This is a genomic window from Streptomyces sp. NPDC018693 (assembly GCF_044391385.1).
GTDB lineage: Bacteria > Actinomycetota > Actinomycetes > Streptomycetales > Streptomycetaceae > Streptomyces.
Window position 1 is genome coordinate 561,916 of sequence record NZ_JBIRZZ010000004.1, and the last position, 18,733, is coordinate 580,648.

At 69.7% G+C, this 18,733-nt stretch carries 15 protein-coding genes and 1 pseudogene; 5 read left to right on the top strand and 11 right to left on the bottom strand.

All coding sequences use genetic code 11. From position 1 onward, the window contains the following. Positions 1–274: 274 nt before the first annotated feature. The 3 genes from ACH5AC_RS14475 to ngcE are packed head-to-tail and all read right to left on the bottom strand — an operon-like array spanning position 275 to position 3,589. The gene (locus ACH5AC_RS14475) at positions 275–1,189 is read right to left on the bottom strand and encodes a carbohydrate ABC transporter permease (protein WP_398862075.1); all 915 of its coding nucleotides are present in this window, start codon (positions 1,187–1,189) and stop codon (positions 275–277) included. Positions 1,190–1,191: 2 nt separating this feature from the next. Next, positions 1,192–2,118, bottom strand: a complete 927-nt coding sequence (locus ACH5AC_RS14480; RefSeq protein WP_398862076.1) for a carbohydrate ABC transporter permease — start codon at positions 2,116–2,118, stop codon at positions 1,192–1,194. A 16-nt stretch (positions 2,119–2,134) separates the two neighbouring features. Beyond that, a complete protein-coding gene (gene ngcE, locus ACH5AC_RS14485) occupies positions 2,135–3,589 on the bottom strand; it encodes an N-acetylglucosamine/diacetylchitobiose ABC transporter substrate-binding protein (protein ID WP_398862077.1) in 1,455 nt (484 codons plus the stop codon). Between the two features lie 218 nt (positions 3,590–3,807). Here ngcE and ACH5AC_RS14490 point away from each other — a divergent pair, with 218 nt between their 5' ends. Next, positions 3,808–4,332: a hypothetical protein gene (locus tag ACH5AC_RS14490; RefSeq protein ID WP_398862078.1), complete on the top strand. Its 525-nt coding sequence runs from the start codon at positions 3,808–3,810 to the stop codon at positions 4,330–4,332. A gap of 4 nt (positions 4,333–4,336) precedes the next feature. After that, positions 4,337–6,283: an alpha-glucuronidase gene (locus ACH5AC_RS14495; RefSeq protein ID WP_398862079.1), complete on the top strand. Its 1,947-nt coding sequence runs from the start codon at positions 4,337–4,339 to the stop codon at positions 6,281–6,283. On the opposite strand, the gene ACH5AC_RS14500 is transcribed toward ACH5AC_RS14495, so the two are convergent. From ACH5AC_RS14500 to ACH5AC_RS14525, 6 genes are all read right to left on the bottom strand, one after another. Continuing rightward, the gene (locus ACH5AC_RS14500) at positions 6,277–8,268 is read right to left on the bottom strand and encodes a beta-galactosidase (RefSeq protein WP_398862080.1); all 1,992 of its coding nucleotides are present in this window, start codon (positions 8,266–8,268) and stop codon (positions 6,277–6,279) included. The genes ACH5AC_RS14495 and ACH5AC_RS14500 overlap by 7 nt on opposite strands. Continuing rightward, positions 8,265–8,948, bottom strand: coding sequence for a hypothetical protein (locus ACH5AC_RS14505; RefSeq protein ID WP_398862081.1), 684 nt, complete (start codon positions 8,946–8,948; stop codon positions 8,265–8,267). The genes ACH5AC_RS14500 and ACH5AC_RS14505 overlap by 4 nt, the downstream gene beginning before the upstream one ends. Then, the gene (locus tag ACH5AC_RS14510; RefSeq protein ID WP_398862082.1) at positions 8,945–10,456 is read right to left on the bottom strand and encodes a xylan 1,4-beta-xylosidase; all 1,512 of its coding nucleotides are present in this window, start codon (positions 10,454–10,456) and stop codon (positions 8,945–8,947) included. Before ACH5AC_RS14510 ends, ACH5AC_RS14505 begins: the two co-directional genes overlap by 4 nt. Beyond that, positions 10,453–12,105 carry an extracellular solute-binding protein gene (locus tag ACH5AC_RS14515; RefSeq protein ID WP_398862083.1) on the bottom strand — a complete coding sequence of 551 codons (1,653 nt, stop codon included), beginning with the start codon at positions 12,103–12,105 and terminating at the stop codon, positions 10,453–10,455. The genes ACH5AC_RS14510 and ACH5AC_RS14515 overlap by 4 nt, the downstream gene beginning before the upstream one ends. Before the next feature lie 235 nt (positions 12,106–12,340). Further along, positions 12,341–13,213, bottom strand: a complete 873-nt coding sequence (locus ACH5AC_RS14520) for a carbohydrate ABC transporter permease (RefSeq protein WP_398862084.1) — start codon at positions 13,211–13,213, stop codon at positions 12,341–12,343. Then, the gene (locus ACH5AC_RS14525; protein WP_398862085.1) at positions 13,207–14,199 is read right to left on the bottom strand and encodes an ABC transporter permease; all 993 of its coding nucleotides are present in this window, start codon (positions 14,197–14,199) and stop codon (positions 13,207–13,209) included. The genes ACH5AC_RS14520 and ACH5AC_RS14525 overlap by 7 nt, the downstream gene beginning before the upstream one ends. Positions 14,200–14,428: 229 nt before the next feature. Here ACH5AC_RS14525 and ACH5AC_RS14530 point away from each other — a divergent pair, with 229 nt between their 5' ends. Further along, entirely contained in the window at positions 14,429–15,421 is a 993-nt protein-coding gene (locus ACH5AC_RS14530) for an acetylxylan esterase (protein WP_398862086.1), read from the top strand. A 75-nt stretch (positions 15,422–15,496) separates the two neighbouring features. Here ACH5AC_RS14530 and ACH5AC_RS14535 read toward each other — a convergent pair whose 3' ends face one another. Then, positions 15,497–16,579, bottom strand: coding sequence for a lytic polysaccharide monooxygenase (locus ACH5AC_RS14535; RefSeq protein WP_398862228.1), 1,083 nt, complete (start codon positions 16,577–16,579; stop codon positions 15,497–15,499). Between the two features lie 254 nt (positions 16,580–16,833). Here ACH5AC_RS14535 and ACH5AC_RS14540 point away from each other — a divergent pair, with 254 nt between their 5' ends. Then, a complete protein-coding gene (locus ACH5AC_RS14540; RefSeq protein ID WP_398862087.1) occupies positions 16,834–17,484 on the top strand; it encodes a 1,4-alpha-glucan branching protein in 651 nt (216 codons plus the stop codon). Positions 17,485–17,534: 50 nt separating this feature from the next. Further along, positions 17,535–18,091 (top strand): annotated as a pseudogene (locus ACH5AC_RS14545) (MFS transporter); the annotation flags it as partial. Here the strand turns inward: ACH5AC_RS14545 and ACH5AC_RS14550 are convergent. Further along, positions 18,088–18,672 (bottom strand): TetR/AcrR family transcriptional regulator, encoded by a 585-nt coding sequence (locus ACH5AC_RS14550; RefSeq protein WP_398862088.1) that lies wholly within the window; start codon positions 18,670–18,672, stop codon positions 18,088–18,090. The pseudogene ACH5AC_RS14545 and the gene ACH5AC_RS14550 sit on opposite strands and share 4 nt — an antisense overlap. Positions 18,673–18,733: the final 61 nt, after the last annotated feature.

Sequence of the window (18,733 nt, forward strand, 5' to 3'; positions counted from 1 at the left end):
TATGTCCAACTAGTGAACTCTAAGCTGAGCCGTTCGGCGTGCCTCCCGTCAAGAGGTTGAACACTATCCGCAGGGTCGAACGAGGGCGCGCGCCGGGGTCGCGGTGCGTGTGGGAGCGGCTGCGCGGCGTAGGGGAAGATCACCTTCCGCGATCTGGCGATCACAGCGGTGTGGGCGGTTTCGATCGGATTTGCGGCCGGGGTGGTGCCTTGCCGACGAGGGTTGAAGACGTGCTGACGGAGGTTGAACGCAAAGCCGCCGACGTACCCGTCGGCTACTTCAGCGCACCCGCCGTCAGGCCCGTCACCACCTGCCGCTGGAAGACGACGTACGCGCCCAGCACGGGCAGCATCGCCATCACCAGCCCCGCGAACAGACCGGACCAGTCACCCTTGTACCCCTGACTGACCGCCAGCTGCACCAGGCCCTGCGTGAGGACGTGCCGGTCCGGGTCCGTGTTCAGGACCGTCGGCAGCATGTACTGGTTCCACTGGCCCAGGAAGTTGAAGATCCCGACGCTGATCAGGCCCGGCTTGGCCATGGGCAGCATGATCTGGAAGAACGTCCGGGTGTGCGAGGCACCGTCCACGAAGGCCGCCTCCGCCACCGACGTCGGCAGGGTCCGGAAGAACGCCGTCAGGAAGAACACCGTGAAGGGCAGCGAGTAGGCGATGTAGACCAGGATCAGGCCGTGGATGGTGTTCAGCAGGCCGATGTTGTTGACGACGTAGAACAGCGGGACCAGCGCCAGCATGATCGGGAAGCTCATGCCGCCGATGAACAGGTAGTAGATGAACCGGTTGCCCGGGAAGTCGAAGCGGGCCAGCACATACGCCGCCATCGAGCCCAGCACCAGCGTGCCGGTCAGTGAACCGCCCACCACCAGCACGGTGTTGAGGAAGTAGTCACTCATATGGGCGTCGGTCCAGGCACGTGACCAGTTGTCGAAGTGCAGCTGGTCCGGCAGCGACCAGGGCGAGGAGAAGATGGACCGGTCGTCCTTGAAGGACGTCATCACCGCCCACAGCAGCGGCAGCACGACCATGATCGCCCAGATCACCAGGACGCCGTGGGAGAAGACGTTGAGGATCCTCCCCTCCCGCTTCCTCCGTCCGGCGGGCCGGCCGCCGGACGGCACGTCCACCTTCGTCACGGGCACGGGAGCGGGGGTGGTGTCCGTCGTCTTCAAGGTCAGTACTCCAACCGCTCGCGACGGCCCAGCCGCAGCACCACGGCGGCGAAGGCCAGGGTGACGACGAGCAGGGCGACGCCGATGGTGGTGGCGTAGGCGGCCTGACCGTCCCGGAACGCCTTCTGGTACACGTACAGGACCAGCACGGTGGTCGAGTAGTCGGGACCGCCGGGCCCGGTCGTCATGATCTGCACGACCGCGAACGACTCGGCGCCGAGGGCCAGGATGCCCAGATAGACCCAGCCGGACTGCACGGTGTCCCACAGCAGCGGCAGGGTCACCCGGAAGAACGTGGTGGCGCGCCCGGCCCCGTCGAGCAGCGCGGCCTCGTACAGGTCCGCAGGGATCGACGCCATGCCGGCGGAGAACAGGACGACGAAGAAGCCGACCGTCGACCACACCAGGACCGCCATCACGGCCCACAGGGCGAGGTCCGGGTCGCCCAGCCAGAGCGGCTGGACGCCGTCCAGGCCGATGCCGCGCAGGATCGAGTTGATGGCGCCGCTGTCCGGGTTGTAGGCGAAGGCGAACAGCAGGGCGACGATGGCGATCGAGAGGACCTGCGGAAAGAAATACACGATCTTGTAGAAGGACGAGCCCCGCACACCGGAAATCGCGGGACCGCCCTTCCTCCCTCGCCCGCCGACATTGATCATGAAGGCGAGGAACAGTGCCAGACCGATCGTCAGCACCGGCAGTACGAGGGCGAACACCAGGCTGTGCCGCAAGGACTTCCAGAAGATGTCGTCGTCGAGCATCCGCCGGTAATTGTCCAGGCCCACCGTCCTGAATTCGGGGCTCAGGCCCGTCCAGTCCGTGAACGAGTAGTAGATGGACTGGACGAAGGGCCAGAGCACGAAGAGCGCGTACAGTCCCAGGGGCAGCGCCAGAAACCCCACGATGAACCGGTACTTGCCGTGCTGCATCGCGTCACCGGTGCCTTTACTGGTGCTTGTAGTGCTTGATCGAGGTGTCCTTGGCGGTGTCGTCGGCGAAGTCCTGGATCTTCTTGATGGCCTCGGCGGGGGTGAGCCGGCCGGCCATCATCTCGCCGAGTCCGGACACGCCGATCTTCTCCTTCTGCAACTGCACGTACCAGTCCTGCATCCGCGGATTCAGCACGTTGTCGCCGGCCTTGTCCAGTGCCGCCACGCCCGACTTGAGGCCGGGGGTGAGGGTGATGCCGTCGGTGCCGCCGTTGTACGCGGTGAGCGACTTGACCTTGGCGGTGAAGTTCCGTGAGGACGCCTCGCTGAGCATGATGCGCAGCTGTTCCATGCCGCCGGTGCCGTTCCGCGCCTTGGCCGGCACGATGAACGGTTCGCCGCCGGAGGCCCAGAGGGTGCCGAAGGGCATCCTGTCGGAGGAGTCGAGGCCGGTGGGCGCGGAGACGGCGAGGTCGAAGTCGGCGGGGATGACGTTCGCCGACTCGTTCTCCACCCAGGAGCCGTTGGGCAGGAAGAGCGCCTTGCCCTGGGCCCACGCGGTCTGCGACTGGATGTGGTCCAGGCCGGGGGTGCCCTTGAGGACGTATCCCTTCCGGTACAGCTCGTAGTAGGCGTCGAAGCACGCCTTGACCGCCGGGTGCTTCCAGGCGTTCGGCTCCAGGTTGTCGATGGCGTCGAGGACCTCCCGGCCGCCGACCTTGCCGATCATCGGATAGAGCGAGAAGGGGAGGTAGTACGGGTACTTGCCCGCGTACGTCCAGCCCGCCATGCCCTTCTTCTTCGCCTTCTCGCAGACGGTGAGCATCTGGTCCCAGGTCTCGGGGTACTGCTCGTCGAGCGAGTCGAGGGCCTTCTGCGAGTACCAGACGCCGTAGACCGTGTAGGCGTAGTACAGGATCCACACCGGGGCGCCGTCGAACTGGCCCATCTCGACGATGCCGGGGCGCAGGGTGTCGCGGACCTTCTTGTCCGGGTCGTCGTAGGAGGGCGCGTCGAGCAGCGGGGAGAGGTCGGCGAGCTGCTTCTTGCCGACGAGGACGCCCATGTCCATCTGCTCGGCGCCGGAGTTGTCGATGAGGTCGGGCGGGGTGCCCTGGTTGAAGCGGGGCTGGAGGGTGGACTGGATCTTCTGGGTGGCGGAGAACTTCACTCTCGCGCCGGGGAAGTTCTGCTCGTAGATCTTGACCGCGTCCTCGGCGTATTCCTTGCCGAAACCACCGTCGAACAGGACGAACTCCATCTGCGCGGTGTCATTCACGCCGAGGGGGTTCTCCACCGTCTTCTTGCCCCCCTCGGCCGGCCCCTCGTCCCCGCTGCCGCCGCTGCTGGCGCACGCCGAGAGGAAACCCGTCGCCGGGAGGGAAATCAGGCCGAGCGCGGTGGACCGCTTGATCAGATCGCGACGGCCGATTCCGGCCGGCCCGTGGTTCGCTGCGGAGGTGGATCCCATGCTCAAGTCCTCGCCTTCTCCAGGAACGGGTCAAGCTGGGTTCGTGCAGGAAACGCCGACAGGTATAGTCCACTTCCCGCCGGGTGGGCAAGATCGGACACAGGGTTCGCCGGTGGTCTTTTCCGAGTTGAGATCTGGTGGAAATACGACCGCTCATCGAGAATGTTCGAGCCGCCCGCGACCGAGGGGCGGTCCGTCACGAGGAGGGGGAAGTGCGGATGCGCTTCGGCAGAACGCTCGCGGGCGGGCTCGGCGGCGCGTTACTGGCGGCGGGGGCCCTGTTCGCCACGGCGGCCCCGGCCCAGGCGTACAGCCCGAACCCGTCGATCGCCAAGTACTACTACGACACCGGCAACTGCCCGTGCAGCGGCGGCAACCTGACCGACCCGTTCGACAACACGTACTTCGCACACGACGCCGGCGGTTACGCCGTGAAGATGGAGATGACCCATTCGGGTGCCTTCATCGGCAAGGTCGAGTTCCATCCGTACGACGAGAAGCTGTGGCTGTACGACACGGCCAACGACGGCGACGGCTACTACGTCAGGGTCAGCTACTCCTACGGCGGCACCACCCACAACCTGGGCACCTTCAGCCCGCCCGGCACCAGCGCCGTCATGGACTACCGCGTCCTGGACTTCGACCTCCCCGAGGGCGCCTCCGTGGACATCTCGGTGTACGACGACTCGGGACTGACCGACCTGATCGGTGCGGCGCGCGGCACCGGATCGGCGATCGCCTGACGCCATGCGCCCCACTCCGGACCCCGCCTGGCTTCCCCCTGACGCGTTCCGTGCACTGGGCCGTCGACGAGTCCTGGTCCACGGCTCCGGCCCGCTCGTGGAGACCGTGCGCCGGGAGGTGGCGTACGCCTGCGGGCGGTTCGGGGGTGAGGTCGTCGGGGATGCGCCGTACGACCTGCTGCTGGACCTTCGAAAAGCCCCCGAGCTCGGCGACGAGGGGTTCGCCTGCGTCCGCGACGGCCGTACGACCACCGTCACCGCGTCCGGTCAACGCGGGCTGCTCTACGGCCTGTTCCATGTCGTGCGGCTCGGTGAGCGGGCGTTCCGGGGAAGCCGGGCGCGTGAGGTCCACCGTCCGGCGGTCGCGCTGCGGATGCTGGACCACTGGGACAACGTGGCCGTGCACCCGGTCATGGGCCAGGTGGAGCGCGGGTACGCGGGCGGCTCCCTGTTCTGGCGGGACGGGCGGGCCCGGAGGGATGTCGCCCGGATCCGGGCGTACGGGCGGCTCCTGGCGGCCTGCGGGATCAACGCGGTCGCCGTCAACAACGTCAATGTGCACGCCGCCGAGGCGCGGCTGCTGACCGAGCGGATCGGTGAAGTCGCCGAAATCGCCGACGCGTTGCGGCCGTACGGCATCCGTACGCATCTGTCGGTGTCCTTCGCTTCGCCGGTCGTGCTCGGCGGTCTGGACACGGCCGACCCGCTGGACGAGGGCGTGCGCCGCTGGTGGGCCGAGGCGGCCGGTCGGGTGTACGAGGCGATCCCCGACTTCGGCGGGTTCGTGGTGAAGGCCGACTCGGAGGGGCAACCGGGCCCCTTCGCATACGGGCGCAGCCACGCGGACGGCGCGAACCTGCTGGCCGCCGCGCTCGCCCCGTACGGCGGTACGGTCCACTGGCGGGCGTTCGTCTACGACCACCGGCAGGACTGGCGGGACCGCTCCACGGACCGGGCGCGGGCCGCGTACGACCATTTCGCCCCGCTGGACGGGCGGTTCGCGGACAACGCCGTCCTCCAGGTGAAGCACGGGCCGATGGACTTCCAGGTGCGCGAACCGGTCTCCCCGGTGCTCGGCGCGCTGCCGCGCACCCGGCTGGCGGTGGAGTTCCAGGCCACGCAGGAGTACACCGGTCAGCAACGGCATGTGTGCTGGCTGGGGCCGATGTGGAGCGAGGTGCTGCGGTTCCGGCCGGAGGAGGCGCCCGTGGGGGAACTCGCCGACGCCTTCGTCGCCGTGTCCAACGTGGGCGACGACCCCTACTGGACCGGGCATCCGCTGGCCCAGGCGAACCTGTACACCTTCGGGCGGCTCGCCTGGGAACCCGGCGCCGACCCGCACCGCGTCCTGGACGAGTGGATCGGTCTCACCTTCCCCGGCGCCCCCGAGCGGCTGGCCGACGGGCTGCGCTCGGTACTGGCCGGGTCCTGGCGGACGTACGAGAAGTACACGGCCCCGCTGGGTGTCGGCTTCATGGTGCAGCCGGGGCACCACTACGGGCCGAACATCGACGGCTACGAGTACAGCCCCTGGGGCACCTACCACTTCGCCGACCGCGACGGCGTCGGCGTCGACCGCAGCGCCGGCACGGGCACGGGTTACGCGGCGCAGTACGCCAAGCGGTGGGCGGAGGTGTACGAGTCGCCGGACAGCTGCCCGGAGGAGTTGCTGCTGTTCTTCCACCATGTGCCGTACGGGCATGTCCTGCACAGCGGGCGGACCGTGATCCAGCACATCTACGACACCCACTTCGAGGGAGTCGAGGAGGTGGAGCGGGCCCGCAGGGTGTGGGCGGGCCTCGCGGAGCTGATGGACCCGGCCTGGCACGCACGGGTGGCGGAGCGGTACGAGGAGCAGCTGCGGTCGGCGCGGGAGTGGCGGGACCAGGTCAACAGCTACTTCTTCCGGAAGTCGGGGGTGCCGGAAGCGCGGGGGCGGCGGATCTACTGAAGTCTCAGCAGGGCCACTCCCAGGGGGCCCAGGTGGAGGGGGTCGCCCTTTTCGGCGCGTTTGCCGGTGAGCAGGTCGGTCGCGGTGGTGTGGGCGGTGAGGCGGGCCGGTTCGGTGCTGTGGTTGAGGAGGAAGAGGAGACGGGTGCCGTCGGGGGTGACGCGGGTGGCGGTCTCCACGCCCTGGTAGGGGCCGATCAGGTCGTGCCGGGCGAGGACGTGTCGCACCACCCTGTCGACGCCCGCCTGGTCGAGCGCGGTGGCGACGTACCAGCCCTCGCCGTGGTGGAAGCGGTGGCGGGTCACGGCCGGGGTGCCGGCGTAGAAGTCCGTGCCGTACGTGGCGACCGGCTCGGCGCCGCGCGGCAGCACGATCTCGAAGACGAGGCGCGCCTCGGCGTCCAGCTCGGCGATGGGCTGGGCGAATTCCGGGGGTCGCGCGTCCCACTCGTCGATGCGGATGCCCATCAGGGGCGCCAGCGGGCCGGGGACATCGGTGAGGAAGGCCCGGTCGTGCTCGTCGACGCGGCCGGAGAGGAAGGTCGCGAGGACGGTTCCGCCGTGTGCGGCGACGGCCTCCAGGCGGGCGGCCAGGTCGCCCTTGAGGAGGTAGAGGGCGGGGGCGAGGACCACGTCGTACGGGGCGAGGTCGGCGGTGACCGGGACGACGTCCACGTCGGCGCCGGCCTCGCGGGCGGCCCGGTAGTAGGCGTGGACGACATCCAGGTAGCGGACCAGCCGGGACGGGCCGTCGGAGAGTTCCAGCGCCCACCAGCTGTCCCAGTCGAAGAGGAGAGCGGTGCGGGCCGGGGTGCGGGCACCCAGGGTCACACCGCCCAGTTCGGCCAACTCCGCCCCCAGCTCGGCCACTTCGCGAAAGACGCGGGTGTCGTCGCGGCCCGCGTGGCCGATGACCGCGCCGTGGTGCTTCTCGCAGGCGCCGCGTGAGGCACGCAGCTGGAAGTAGAGGGCCGCGTCGGCGCCGTGGGCGAGGGCCTGCCAGGTGGCGAGGCGCAGTTCGCCGGGGCGGCGCAGCGGGTTGACGTCGCGGCAGGCGGTGGTGGACGGGGTCTGCTCCATCAGCCAGAAGGGGGCGCCGTCCTTCAGGCCCCGCATCAGGTCGTGGGCGAGGGCCGGGCGGGTCGGCGGAGCGTCCGGGGGCGGGTAGTTGTCCCAGGAGGCGAAGTCGAGGTGGGGCGCCCAGCGGTGGTAGTCGAGGGGCTGGTAGGTGCCCATGAAGTTGGTGGTGACGGGGGTGTCGGGGTCGCGGGCGCGGATCGCGTCCTTCTCTGCGGTGAAGCAGCCCAGCAGGGCGTCGGTCATGAAGCGGCGGTAGTCGAGGGTGATGCCCTGGAACGCGGTGTGGTCGGGGCCGCGCCAGTGCTCGGTGAGGGCGCTGGGCGGTTCGATCTCGTCGAAGTCGGTGTAGCGGTGGGACCAGAAGGTGGTCCACCAGGCGTCGTTGAGGGCGTCGAGGGTGCCGTACGTGCGCCGGAGCCATCCCCGGAACGCGTCGGCGCACAGGTCGCAGTAACAGGCGCCGCCGTACTCGTTGTTGATGTGCCAGGCGATCAACGCCGGGTGTGGTGCATACCGTTCGGCGAGTCGGCCGGCCATCGCCGTAGACAGTCGTCGGTACGCCGGTGAGCTGGGACAGAAGTTGTGGCGCTGGCCGTAGCGGTGCTGGCGGCCCTCGAAGTCGGTGCGGTTGACCTCCGGGTACCGCTGGGCGAGCCAGGGCGGGACGGCGGCGGTGCCGGTGGCCAGGACGGCGCTGCGGCCCTCGGCGGCGGCGCGGTCCAGGACCCGGTCGAGGACCGTGAAGTCGTAGGTGTGCTCGGCGGGTTGGGTGAGCGACCAGGAGAAGACGCCGACGGTGAGGGTGTCGATACCGGCCTGTGTGAAGAGGCGGTGGTCGTCGGCCCAGACCTCCTCGGGCCACTGCTCGGGGTTGTAGTCACCGCCGTAAGGGATCTTGCGGGTCATGCGGTGAAGTCCTCCTCGGTCTCGGCGATCACCGGGCGGCTGCTGTGCAGCAGGGACAGCACCAGGGGTGCGGCGAGCAGGGCGGGCAGGGCCTCGGTGAGTACGGCGGTCAGGCCGGCGGTGAGGATCAGCAGGGAGGCCGCCGCGAGGGTGGCACGGCCGTGCCGGACGAGGAAGTACGCGGCGAGCCGGGCGGTGTCGCGGGCGCGGAAGGCGAACAGGGAGGTCAGGATCAGGGCGTGCGCGGCCCACAGCAGGGAGGCGAGCCCGATCAGTGCGAGCAGCACCGCCCACCAGCCGGGCAGGCCGGTGGCGGTGAAGTGGGTCAGGGTGAACGCGATGACCGTCAGCCAGACCAGCAGGGGTGCCCACAGCTTCAGCGCGGGCAGCGCGTTGAGGCGCCAGCCGCGTGCGTAGGCGCGGGCGGGGTGGAGTTCGGTGAGGTCGCGGCTGCGGTGGTGCAGGGCGTAGACGGCGGCGGACAGGGCGGGGCCGAGCGGGAGCAGGCAGAGGGCGGCGAGGGGCAGGTTGGCGGGGTCGCCGCCCAGCAGGAACAGGGCGGCCAGGCCCGGTGAGGCGGCGGCGAGGAGAAGGAGCTGGGTGGTGAGGAGGGTGTGGATCAGCGCGGTGGCGCGGGAGAGGACGCCCGTGCCGAAGTCGGTGACCGTGCTGCCGCTCATGACGGCTCCCGGCCGAGCAGTCGGCGCTCGTCCCACCAGGGCGGGGTCTCGTCGACGAGCGGTGTCAGCTCGACGAGGGTGATCTCGTGGCGGGCCAGGGTGAGGCGGAGGTCGGCGCGGCCGTCCGCGAGGGGCAGCCGGGTGTGGCTGCGGCCGGGCTCGGCGGCCTCGTGGAGGACGTCGAGCTGCCCCGGCTTCGGGGAGCGGGGGCTGCCCATGTGGCGCCAGGCGGTGTACGCGTTGCCGTGCTCCTCGTCGACGGTGGAGCGCCGGACGAAGGTCTCCCCCGCTCCTCCGACCGGCACGGACAGCCGCAGCTCGTGCCGCTCGGGGCCGGGTGTCGTACCGCTCGGGTCGACGGGGGCCCAGGCCAGGACGGTGACCCGGCCGTCCGGGTGGCGGGTGACGAGGTGGTCGTCGCCACGCGCCAGCAGGTCGGCGCCCATCCGGGCCATGAACGCGTACAGGTGGTACGTCGGCTTGCGCACCTGCCGGTGGGTGAGCAGCCCGAAGCCGCCGTGGAAGAGCGCGGTGGGCACACCCGCCTCCTCGAACATGTCGCTGAAGGTCCAGTACGAGAAGGAGTCGGCGAGGTCCCCGCCACAGGCCAGCACGGGCGCCAGGTAGGCGGCGTTGAACGCCGTGTCGTGGATCGGGTTGTCCGGGCAGTAGGAGGAGTTGAACTCGGTGATGTGGACCGGCAGTTCGGCGTACGGGGGGCCCTTGAGCTGTTGTCGCGGGGTGCCGAACTGCCGCAGCAGGTCGCTCGCCGGGGCGAGGGTCTGGTGGGAGCCGAAGGGCACGTGCTGGGCGGGGCCGGAGGTGTAGGCGTGGCGGGAGACGAAGTCGAGGGGCACGTCGTGCTCGGCGGTGAACTCGGCGAAGCGTACGAGCCAGGGGTCGGCGCCGGGTGAGATGGCGGGGCCGCCCACCTGGAGGCCGGCGTCCACCTCCTTCACGGTGTGCGCGGTGACCTCGTAGAGCCGGTGGTACGCCTTGGCGTCGGCGTCCTGCCAGAACTGCGTGAGGTTGGGCTCGTTCCAGACCTCGATGGGCCAGGTGCGTACCTCGTCGAGGCCGTAGCGGTCGATGAGGTGGGAGAGGGTGGCGCGGATCAGGTCGGCCCACTGCCGGTGGTCGCGGGGCGGGGTGACATTGCCACGCCACCAGAAGACGGTCTGGTCGCCGGAGGCCAACTCGGCCGGCATGAAGCCGAGTTCGAGGAAGGGGCGGATGCCGAGGTCCAGATAGGCGTCGATGATCTGGTCGACGTAGGTGAAGGAGTGGTGGACGTGCCGGGCACCCTGCCAGTCGTAGGGCCGGTACACGCCCATGCCGTCGCTGAGCAGGCCGTGCCCCCGGATGTACCGGAAGCCGATGTCCCGCTGGAGGAGCCTGAGGGAGTCCTGGTAGTCGCGGCGCAGGGCGAGTTCGGTGCGGCCGGTGCCGACGCAGTGGCGCCAGGCGTCGGGGAGGCGGCCGGCCGGGGTGTCGGGGACGCGGATCACCCGTTCTCCTTCTTGAAGCGTTCGTACGCCTTGTTGTGCAGGTCGATCAGGCGGTCCATGTTCTTCGCCTTCAACTCGCCGACGTAGTCGTCCCACTGGGACAGGGGGCGCTTGCCGAGGATGAACTGGAGGGTGTTCTGGAAGACGTGGTCCCTCAGCGGGGTGTCCCAGAGGGTCGCCTGCTCCTGCTCGATCGACTGCAGGGGGTGGGCGGGGTCGACGGGCAGCTGACTGCGCTGGGCCATCGCGTCCTGGAACCTCTTCTCGTCCGGGGTGAAGGAGGAGGAGACCAGGGCCCAGCTGCCGCCATAGGCGAAGACGCCGTTGGAGAAGCCGAAGTCCTTCTGGAGGTTCTTCGGGGCATCCGGGTCGGAGCCCATCAGGTCGATGCCGTCCATGGTCCGGTACTGGCCGCCGGACTCGGTGTACGTGGTGTCCTTGACGCCCCACTTGGCGAACCGCTGGCCCTCGTCCGAGTACCACAGCCAGTCCACGAACTGCATCAGGGCGACGAAGGTGTCGTTCTTGAGGGCGTCGCTGGAGATCATCAGACCGTTCTCCAGGCGGCCGCCGCCCAGCACCACCGGCCCGGCCGGGCCGAGCGGGACCGGAACCATCTCGATCGACGAACCCCTCACCTGGCGCTGGAGGTTGTAGCGGTAGTTCTGCACCAGCTCCTGCGGGTTGGCGCTGATCGCGAAGGACTTCTCGGCGAGCAGCTTCTTGATCGCGTCGTCGTCGGTCTGGGTGAAGCTCTCGGGGTCCATCAGCTTCTCGGCGACCAGCTTGTGCAGGAACTCGACGATCTGACGGTAGGCGTCGGTGGCGCCGGTGAAGACGAACTTGCTCTGCTGCTGGTCCCAGCTGGTGTTCCCGTACGACCAGCCGGCCCGGACGCCGTACGCCTGACCGAGGTAACCCAGCAGTGCCCCGGCCGAGTTGGGCGGGTTGCTCCAGCGGTCGGAGAACGGGTAGCGGTCGGGGTACTCGGCCTTGATCGCCCGGAAGACGGTGTACACCTCGTCCCAGGTGGTCGGCAGGGACAGGCCCAGGCGGTCGAGGACGTCGGTCCGGAACGACAGCGAGTAACCCTGCTTCACCTTCTCGTGCAGGCCGGGCAGCAGGTAGTACTTGCCGTCGGACTGGCGCAGCGAGTCCAGCTCCGGCTGCAGCCCCCATCTCTTGACCTTGTCCTGGAAGTTGGGCATGAGGTGGACGTAGTCGCTGACGGGGATGATGGAGCCCGAGGAGACGAAGGGGGTCTCCTGTCCCGGGTAGGTCTTGGGGATCAGCAGCGGGGCGTCGCCCGCGCCGATGAGCAGGCTGCGCTTCTTCTCGTAGTCGCTCGCCGGGACGGTGGTGGGCTTGAGGGTCACGCCGGTGCGGCGGGTCAGCTCCTTCCAGAACAACCAGTCGGACTTCAGCGGGTAGTTGGGCATGTTGTTGTGCAGCAGGCTGAAGGACAGCGCGGACGCCGCCTTGAACTGCTGGCCGACGCGGTACTCCTTCATCGCGCCGTTCTGCTTCTTCGACAGGTCCTTGGTGTCCCCGCCGTCGTCGCCGCCGCCGCACCCGGTGAGCGCGGCGAGGCCGACGAATCCGGCGGCGGCGAGGACTCGGCGCCGTGACAGCTGTTCGCCGTTCATCACTCAGATCCTCCTAGGACGATGACCGAATCGGTCCGTGAGCCCTTGAAGGCACGAACCGGAGCGATCCGGGGAGACGGTTGTGGTTGGCGTCGACCGGTCTGTTGTCGCCGGGCCTCCCGGCGTGGGGCCCTGTCATCGGTCCCGCTTCCCGCTGGAGACGGCATCCGCGGCGGATGCGACCCGTGACCGTCCCGTTCCGGCGACTCGCCGGATGGTTGAGGGCTGGGCATCCGGCTCAGCCCTTGACCGCGCCGAGCATCACGCCCGACACGAAGTAGCGCTGGACGAACGGGTACACGCACAGGATCGGCAGTGAGGTGAGGACGATCGTGACGGCCTGGATGTTCGCCGCGACCTGGGTGCCCTGTTCGGTGGTGGCGCCCGCGTTGGTGGCGCCGGTGGCGCCGGCGATGAGGTTGCGCAGATAGACGGTGACCGGCATGAGGTCGGTGCGGTCCATGTAGAGGAACGCCTGGAACCAGGAGTTCCAGAAGGACACCGAGTAGAAGAGCACCATCGTCGCGATGACCGCCTTGGACAGCGGCAGCACAATCCGGAGCAGGATGCCGTAGGTGCTCAGCCCGTCGATCTCCGCGGCCTCCTCCAGCTCGGACGGCAGGCTCTCGAAGAACGCCTTCATCACCAGCAGGTTGAACACACTGATCGCGTTCGGCAGGGCGATCGCCCAGACGGAGTTCTTCAGGCCGAGGCTGGTGATCAGCACGTAGTTCGGGATCAGTCCGCCGGAGAAGAACATGGTGAACACGGCGACACCGACGAGGAATCCGCGCCCCTTGAGGTGCTTCTTGGACAGTACGTAGGCGTAACAGGTCGTCAGGACCATGGCCACGGCGGTGGAGACGACGGTGTAGAACACCGTGTTGCCGTAGCCCCGCCAGAACGTCTCGTCCGTGAAGACGATCCGGTAGGTGGTGAGGTCGAACCCCTTGGGCCACAGGGTGACTTCACCGGCCCGGATGTGGCGTTCGCCGCTGAAGGAGCGGGCGACGATGTTGACGAAGGGGTAGAGGGTGACGATGACGACCAGGGTGAGGATCACCCCGTTGACGCCCTGGAAGACGCGGTAGGAACGGCTCGGTCTCACCACAGGCTCGTCCCCACGGTGCGGCGCGACAGCTGGTTCGCGGAGGTGATCAGGACCAGGCCGATGACCGCCTCGAACAGGCCGATCGCGGCGGCGTAGCTGAAGCTGTTGGACTCCACACCGGTCCGGTAGAGGTAGGTGGAGATCACATCGGCGGTCGGGTAGGTCAGCGGGTTGTAGAGCAGCAGGATCTTCTCGAAGCCGACCGCCATGAAGGTGCCGATGTTGAGGATCAGCAGGGTGATCATGGTGGGGCGGATGCCGGGCAGGGTGACGTGCCAGGTCTGCTGCCAGCGGTTGGCGCCGTCGATGCGGGCGGCCTCGTAGAGGTCCTCGTCGATGGTGGTGAGCGCGGCGAGGTAGAGGATCGTGCCCCAGCCCGCGGTCTGCCAGACCTCCGAGCCGACGTAGATCGTGCGGAACCACTCGGGTTCCTGGATGAAGCGGACCGGATCGTGGCCGAACCAGCCCAGGAGGTGGTTGACCGGGCCGTCGGTGGCGAGCATCTGCATGGTGATACCGGCGACGATCACGATCGACAGGAAGTGCGGCAGGTACGACACCGACTGCACGAAGCGTTTCAGCGCGGTGCGGCGCACCTCGTTGAGCAGCAGCGCCAGGATGATCGGGACCGGGAAGCAGAACAGCAGGGTCAGCGCGCCCAGCCACAGGGTGTTGCGGAAGACCTGCCAGAAGGTGGGGTCGGACAGGAACATGCGCACATAGCGCAGCCCCACCCACTGCTCGCCGAGGATCGACCCGCCCGGCTCGAAGCGGCGGAAGGCGATCACGTTGCCGATCATCGGCAGGTAGCGGAACACCAGGAAGAACGCCAGCGGCAGCACGACGAGCGAGTACAGCTGCCAGTCGCGGCGCAGCGCCCGCCGCCAGCCGCGCCGCGGGGACGGGCGTACGGGCGGTGCTCCGGTCTTCGGTGGCGGTGGGTCCTGGGTGCCGGGCGGCGGAGCCGGCGTGGTGGACGTGCTCATGCTCGGGCCTCCCGGAGTGGGGACGCGGAACCGAAACTTTCGAGCGCTTACCGGTAACTTCGCGGCAACCTATGGGCACCGAGAAAGCGCTGTCAATGGGTCATGCGGCAGATTCCCCTGATGCGAAGGGGACGTTGGAAGCCACCCGCGGCGGGGTAGAACCCGCCAGACCGACCGCTCGCCGTCTCCGCAAGTTTCCCTGTCGACTCCGACTCCTGCGAGGTGCGCCGTGCCCGCCTTCGATATGCCGCTGCCGGAGCTGGAACGCCATCGCCCGGACCTCGAAGAGCCCGCCGACTTCGACGAGTTCTGGCAGCAGACCCTCAAGGAGGCCGCACAGCACGACCCGTTGGTGTCGATGCGCCCGGTGGAGACCGGGCTGCGCCTCACCCGGACCTGGGACGTGACCTTCCGGGGCTTCGCCGGGGACCCGGTCCGGGCCTGGTTCAGCGTCCCGGCCGGCGCGACCGACCCATTGCCCGCCGTCGTCGAGTACGCGGGCTACGGCCGCGGCCGGGGCCTCCCCCACGACCGGCTCACCTGGGTCAACGCCGGCTACGCCCATCTGCTGATGGACAACCGCGGCCAGGGCGACCAGTACGGCGACGGCGGCGCCACCCCGGACCCGCACGCGCACGCCCCCGGCGGGCCCGGCCCGGCCGTGCGCGGACTGCTCGACCCGCGCGACTACCACTACCGGCGGCTGATCACGGACGCGGTTCGCGCGGTGACGACGGTCCGGACACTCCCCGGCGTCGACCCGGCCCGCACGGCCGCCGTCGGCAACAGCCAGGGCGGCGGGCTCGCCCTCGCCGTCGCCGGGCTGGTCCCCGACCTCGCGGCGGCCATCGTCACCGCGCCGCTGCTGTGCGGCATCCACCGCGCCCTGGACCTGACGGACGCCGGGCCCTACGGCGAGATCACCGGGTATCTCGCGGTCCACCGCGGCGCCGAGCGGGCCGCCCGCCGCACCCTCTCCTACGTGGAGGGCATCTCCTTCGCCCGCCGCGCCCACGCGCCCGCGCACTTCGGCACCGGCCTGCGCGACAACGTCTGCCCGCCGAGCGGGACCTACGCGGCCTACAACCGGTACGGGGAGCTGACGGGGGCGTCGCCGCGCAGGGAGATGCACGCGTATCCGTTCAACGGGCACGAGGGCGGCGAGGGAGTCCAGGTGCGACGCCAACTGCTGTGGCTGGCGGGGGAATTGGGTTCCCCCTGAGCCGAAACGGTACGGACCCGGTGGCGGATCGGCCCGCGCCACCGGGTCCGCGCCGAGCGCGCGTCGAGCGGGGTTTCAGCCGACCCGGCAGGGCAGGGTCGTCGCGCTGTCACCGCCGGGTCCGGTGACGACGTAGCCGAAGGTCGTGCTCTGGCCCGGACTGAGCGAGCCGTTCCAGCCGGCGTTGTGGACCATCACGTTCTGGCCGGTGTAGGTGGCGCTGCCGTTCCAGAGGCTGTCCACCGACTGGCCGCTCGGCAGCGTCCAGTCGACCATCCAGCCGAGCATCGGGACGTCACCGGTGTTGGTGACGGTCACCTCGGACTGGTAGCCGCCGTTCCAACTGCCCGTCGTACGACGCGTGGCGGAGCACTGGCCGGGCACCGGCTCGGTCGGGTTGCCGGGCTCCTTGATGCCCGTCACCTCGCCGTTGCCGCCGTCGAAGACGACATCGGAACAGGAGTAGAAGGTCTCCTGGCTGTCCGAGCGCTGCCACACCATGTAGACGATGTGGCGGCCCGACTTGCCCTCGGGGAGCTTGCCGGACCAGGAGTAGTTGGCCTCGACCGTGCCCGGGGAGCCGTTGAGCGGCGGGTGGTCGACGGAGAGGAAGGGCTGGTCCTCGATGTCGTCCCAGGTGAGCGTCCGGGTCGCGTCGAAGCCGTCCTTGGTGATGTAGACGTAGAACCAACCCGGGTGCGCCGCCCAGGCGTTGTAGGAGAAGTCGACCGTCGCTCCGGCGGTCAGATGGGTGAGCGGCCAGTCGTCGCGCGGCACGTTGAAGCCGGTGAAGTTGGTGTTGCCGCCGCTGCACAGCTCGCCGTCCGGCACGAAGCCGCGGGTGCGGCCGGCGCCGTCCGAGCGCAGCACGGAGAACCAGTTGTAGAACGGCGTGGTGCCGCTGATCTGCTGGGCGTTCCGGCAGGCCGGGTTGATCGGCTTGATCTCCCCGGTGTCGGTGAGGCCGTCCTGCCAGCACAGGAAGGTGCGGCTGCCGGGCTTCATCGGGGTGCCGTGCGCCTTCGCCTCACCGCCGGTCGAGACGACCAGACCGATGGCGGGGATGGTGGCGAGGAGGGAGACGAGAACGAGGAGAAGGGCTTTGAGGCGTAAGCCCGACCGGGCCGCCAGGTGGGGGTGTGCAGCCGAATTTGTCATGATCATGACAGATCAGTCCGTCCTTCCATGTACGGACCGTGCGGGTGGGGTGTGTGCGGATGCGGGGGCGGGAGGGCTCCGGTGCGGCGGGTTCCGGTCCACCGGATGGGAGCGCTCCCACCCCTCTGTGGCGGAAGGTAGCGCCGCACGGCGCACTTGTAAACGCCTGACGCGGGGGCGGCGTTCTTCTCCGCGCCGCGCGGATGCGAAGGTGTGGGGGCAGAAGTCCGCCGCGACGCAAGGGAATCCTCGGCATGGCCGTCATCCACCACACCGAACTCAGGCCGACCAAGCTGGAGTTGCTCACCGCCTGGCTGCCGTCCCGTCCCTGGTACCGGGGGGCAGCGGCGGAACCGGAGTTGGCCAAGGCGGGCGGCTTCCGGCTGGACGATCCGGAGGGCGAGGTCGGGATCGAGTTCATGGTGGTCACCGACACCTCCGGCTCCGCCCCGACCACCTACCTGGTACCGCTCACCTATCGCGGCACTCCGCTCGACGGGGCGGAGCACGCCCTCGTGGGCACCATGGAGCACGGCGTGCTGGGGCGGCGCTGGGCCTACGACGGCTGCCACGACCCCGTGCTGGTCGCTCAGTTGCTCGCCCTGGTCGAGGGACGGGCGCAGGCCCAGCACCAGAGCCTCAGCGACACGCCCGACCGGGAGGTCGTGGTCTCCTTCACCGGCGACGGCCCCCTCTCGGCGGACGTCACCGCGACAGACGACCGGCAAGCCACCTCACTGACCGCACCGGACGGCACGACACTCCGCCTGCACCGGCTCCTGCGGCCCGCGCCGGACGGCCGTCCCCGGGCAGCGATCGGTCACGTCACCGGCGCCTGGGAGACACCGGAGGGCACGCGCGCCCGTGGGGTGTTCGCCGTCCTGCAGGCCGGTATGCGGGCGTAACCAACCGGATCCGGTCCGGCGAAAGGAGCCGGCTCCGGCATGGGCACATGGCCGGCGGAGGTGTACGAGGTCCTGGGCGCACGCTGCTGGCCGCCGACGTCGTCCACGTCTTCTGCCTGAGCGTCCCCGAGATCGCGCTCCCGCTGATCCTGGTGACGCGGCTGGACACGTCCCCGGTTTGGGCAGCGGCCGTCTTCGCGGCCAACACGGTGCTGGTGGTGACCCCGCAACTACCGGTCACCGTGGCGCTGTCCCGCTACTCCCGGCGGGCCGTGCCGGCTCTCGCCGGCGGGCTGCTCTCCCTGTCCTTCGTCGGTTTCCTCGCGGCCACCTCACTGGGGCACGGCTGGGATGCCCCGGCCGTCGCCGCGGTGTCCGTGGTCTGCACGATCGGCGAGATCATCTACGCCGGCAGCGCCACGGCGCTCGTCATGCACCTCGCCCCGGCCCACGTCTTGGGACGCGGCCTCGCCCGCTTCGAGCTCTCCACGGGCTTCGGCCTCGCCATCTCCCCGGGGTCATCACCGCCCTCGCACCGCACGGCCCGGCCGCCCTCTGGGGGAGCCTCGCCGCCGCGACCCTCGTCTGCGCCGCCGTCGTCGCCTAGTCCGCCACCAACGCGCCCACCAGGCGCGTCATGGCGGGCCGTGGGTCGGGTGTGCCCGGCCAGCTGGTCATCAGCAGGTGGTGGGCGGTGCCGACGACGGCGAGGGCCGCGGTGTGCGGGTCGAGGGTCTCCGCGACACGGCCGAGTCTCCGTTCGTCGTCCAGGTAGGCGGTGATGGCCTCCTGGATCGCGGTGAAGCCGGGCGCCCCGCCCTCCAGGGCCTCGCGGATGCGCAGCGCGGCCGCGGGGCGGCTCATGGCGAGGCCCGACAGGGCGGGACCGCCGGAGTCGAACAGCGCCAGGGCGACGGCCTCCAGATTGCCCACCACCGTGCCCTGTCCGGCGCGCCCCGACAGCGCCTGTGCCTGTGCCGCCGTCCGCGCGAACCGGTCGAGGCAGAGCTCGGCCACGAACTCGTCGAACCCCGCGAAGTGCGCGTGCAACAGCCCCTTGGCGCAGCCCGCCTCCGCGGTGACGGACCTGCTGGTGAGCGCGCCGGGCCCACCCTTGTCCACGACGCGCTCGGCGGCCGCGAACAGCCGCTCGCGTACGTCCGGGGTCGCCACTCCGCGCGGTGACATGGGTCGTTCTCCGTTCTCGCGTTCCGGGTCAAGGTGCGCAACTCCCCGGAGGGTAGCGGGG

What these genes read in the sequence shown, in the direction of transcription:
- ACH5AC_RS14480 (WP_398862076.1), bottom strand. Translation starts at nt 2,118, where the DNA reads ATGCAGCACGGCAAGTACCGGTTCATCGTGGGGTTTCTGGCGCTGCCC.
- ngcE (WP_398862077.1), bottom strand. Translation starts at nt 3,589, where the DNA reads ATGGGATCCACCTCCGCAGCGAACCACGGGCCGGCCGGAATCGGCCGT.
- ACH5AC_RS14490 (WP_398862078.1), top strand. Translation starts at nt 3,808, where the DNA reads ATGCGCTTCGGCAGAACGCTCGCGGGCGGGCTCGGCGGCGCGTTACTG.
- ACH5AC_RS14495 (WP_398862079.1), top strand. Translation starts at nt 4,337, where the DNA reads ATGCGCCCCACTCCGGACCCCGCCTGGCTTCCCCCTGACGCGTTCCGT.
- ACH5AC_RS14500 (WP_398862080.1), bottom strand. Translation starts at nt 8,268, where the DNA reads ATGACCCGCAAGATCCCTTACGGCGGTGACTACAACCCCGAGCAGTGG.
- ACH5AC_RS14505 (WP_398862081.1), bottom strand. Translation starts at nt 8,948, where the DNA reads ATGAGCGGCAGCACGGTCACCGACTTCGGCACGGGCGTCCTCTCCCGC.
- ACH5AC_RS14525 (WP_398862085.1), bottom strand. Translation starts at nt 14,199, where the DNA reads ATGAGCACGTCCACCACGCCGGCTCCGCCGCCCGGCACCCAGGACCCA.
- ACH5AC_RS14535 (WP_398862228.1), bottom strand. Translation starts at nt 16,579, where the DNA reads ATGACAAATTCGGCTGCACACCCCCACCTGGCGGCCCGGTCGGGCTTA.
- ACH5AC_RS14540 (WP_398862087.1), top strand. Translation starts at nt 16,834, where the DNA reads ATGGCCGTCATCCACCACACCGAACTCAGGCCGACCAAGCTGGAGTTG.
- ACH5AC_RS14550 (WP_398862088.1), bottom strand. Translation starts at nt 18,672, where the DNA reads ATGTCACCGCGCGGAGTGGCGACCCCGGACGTACGCGAGCGGCTGTTC.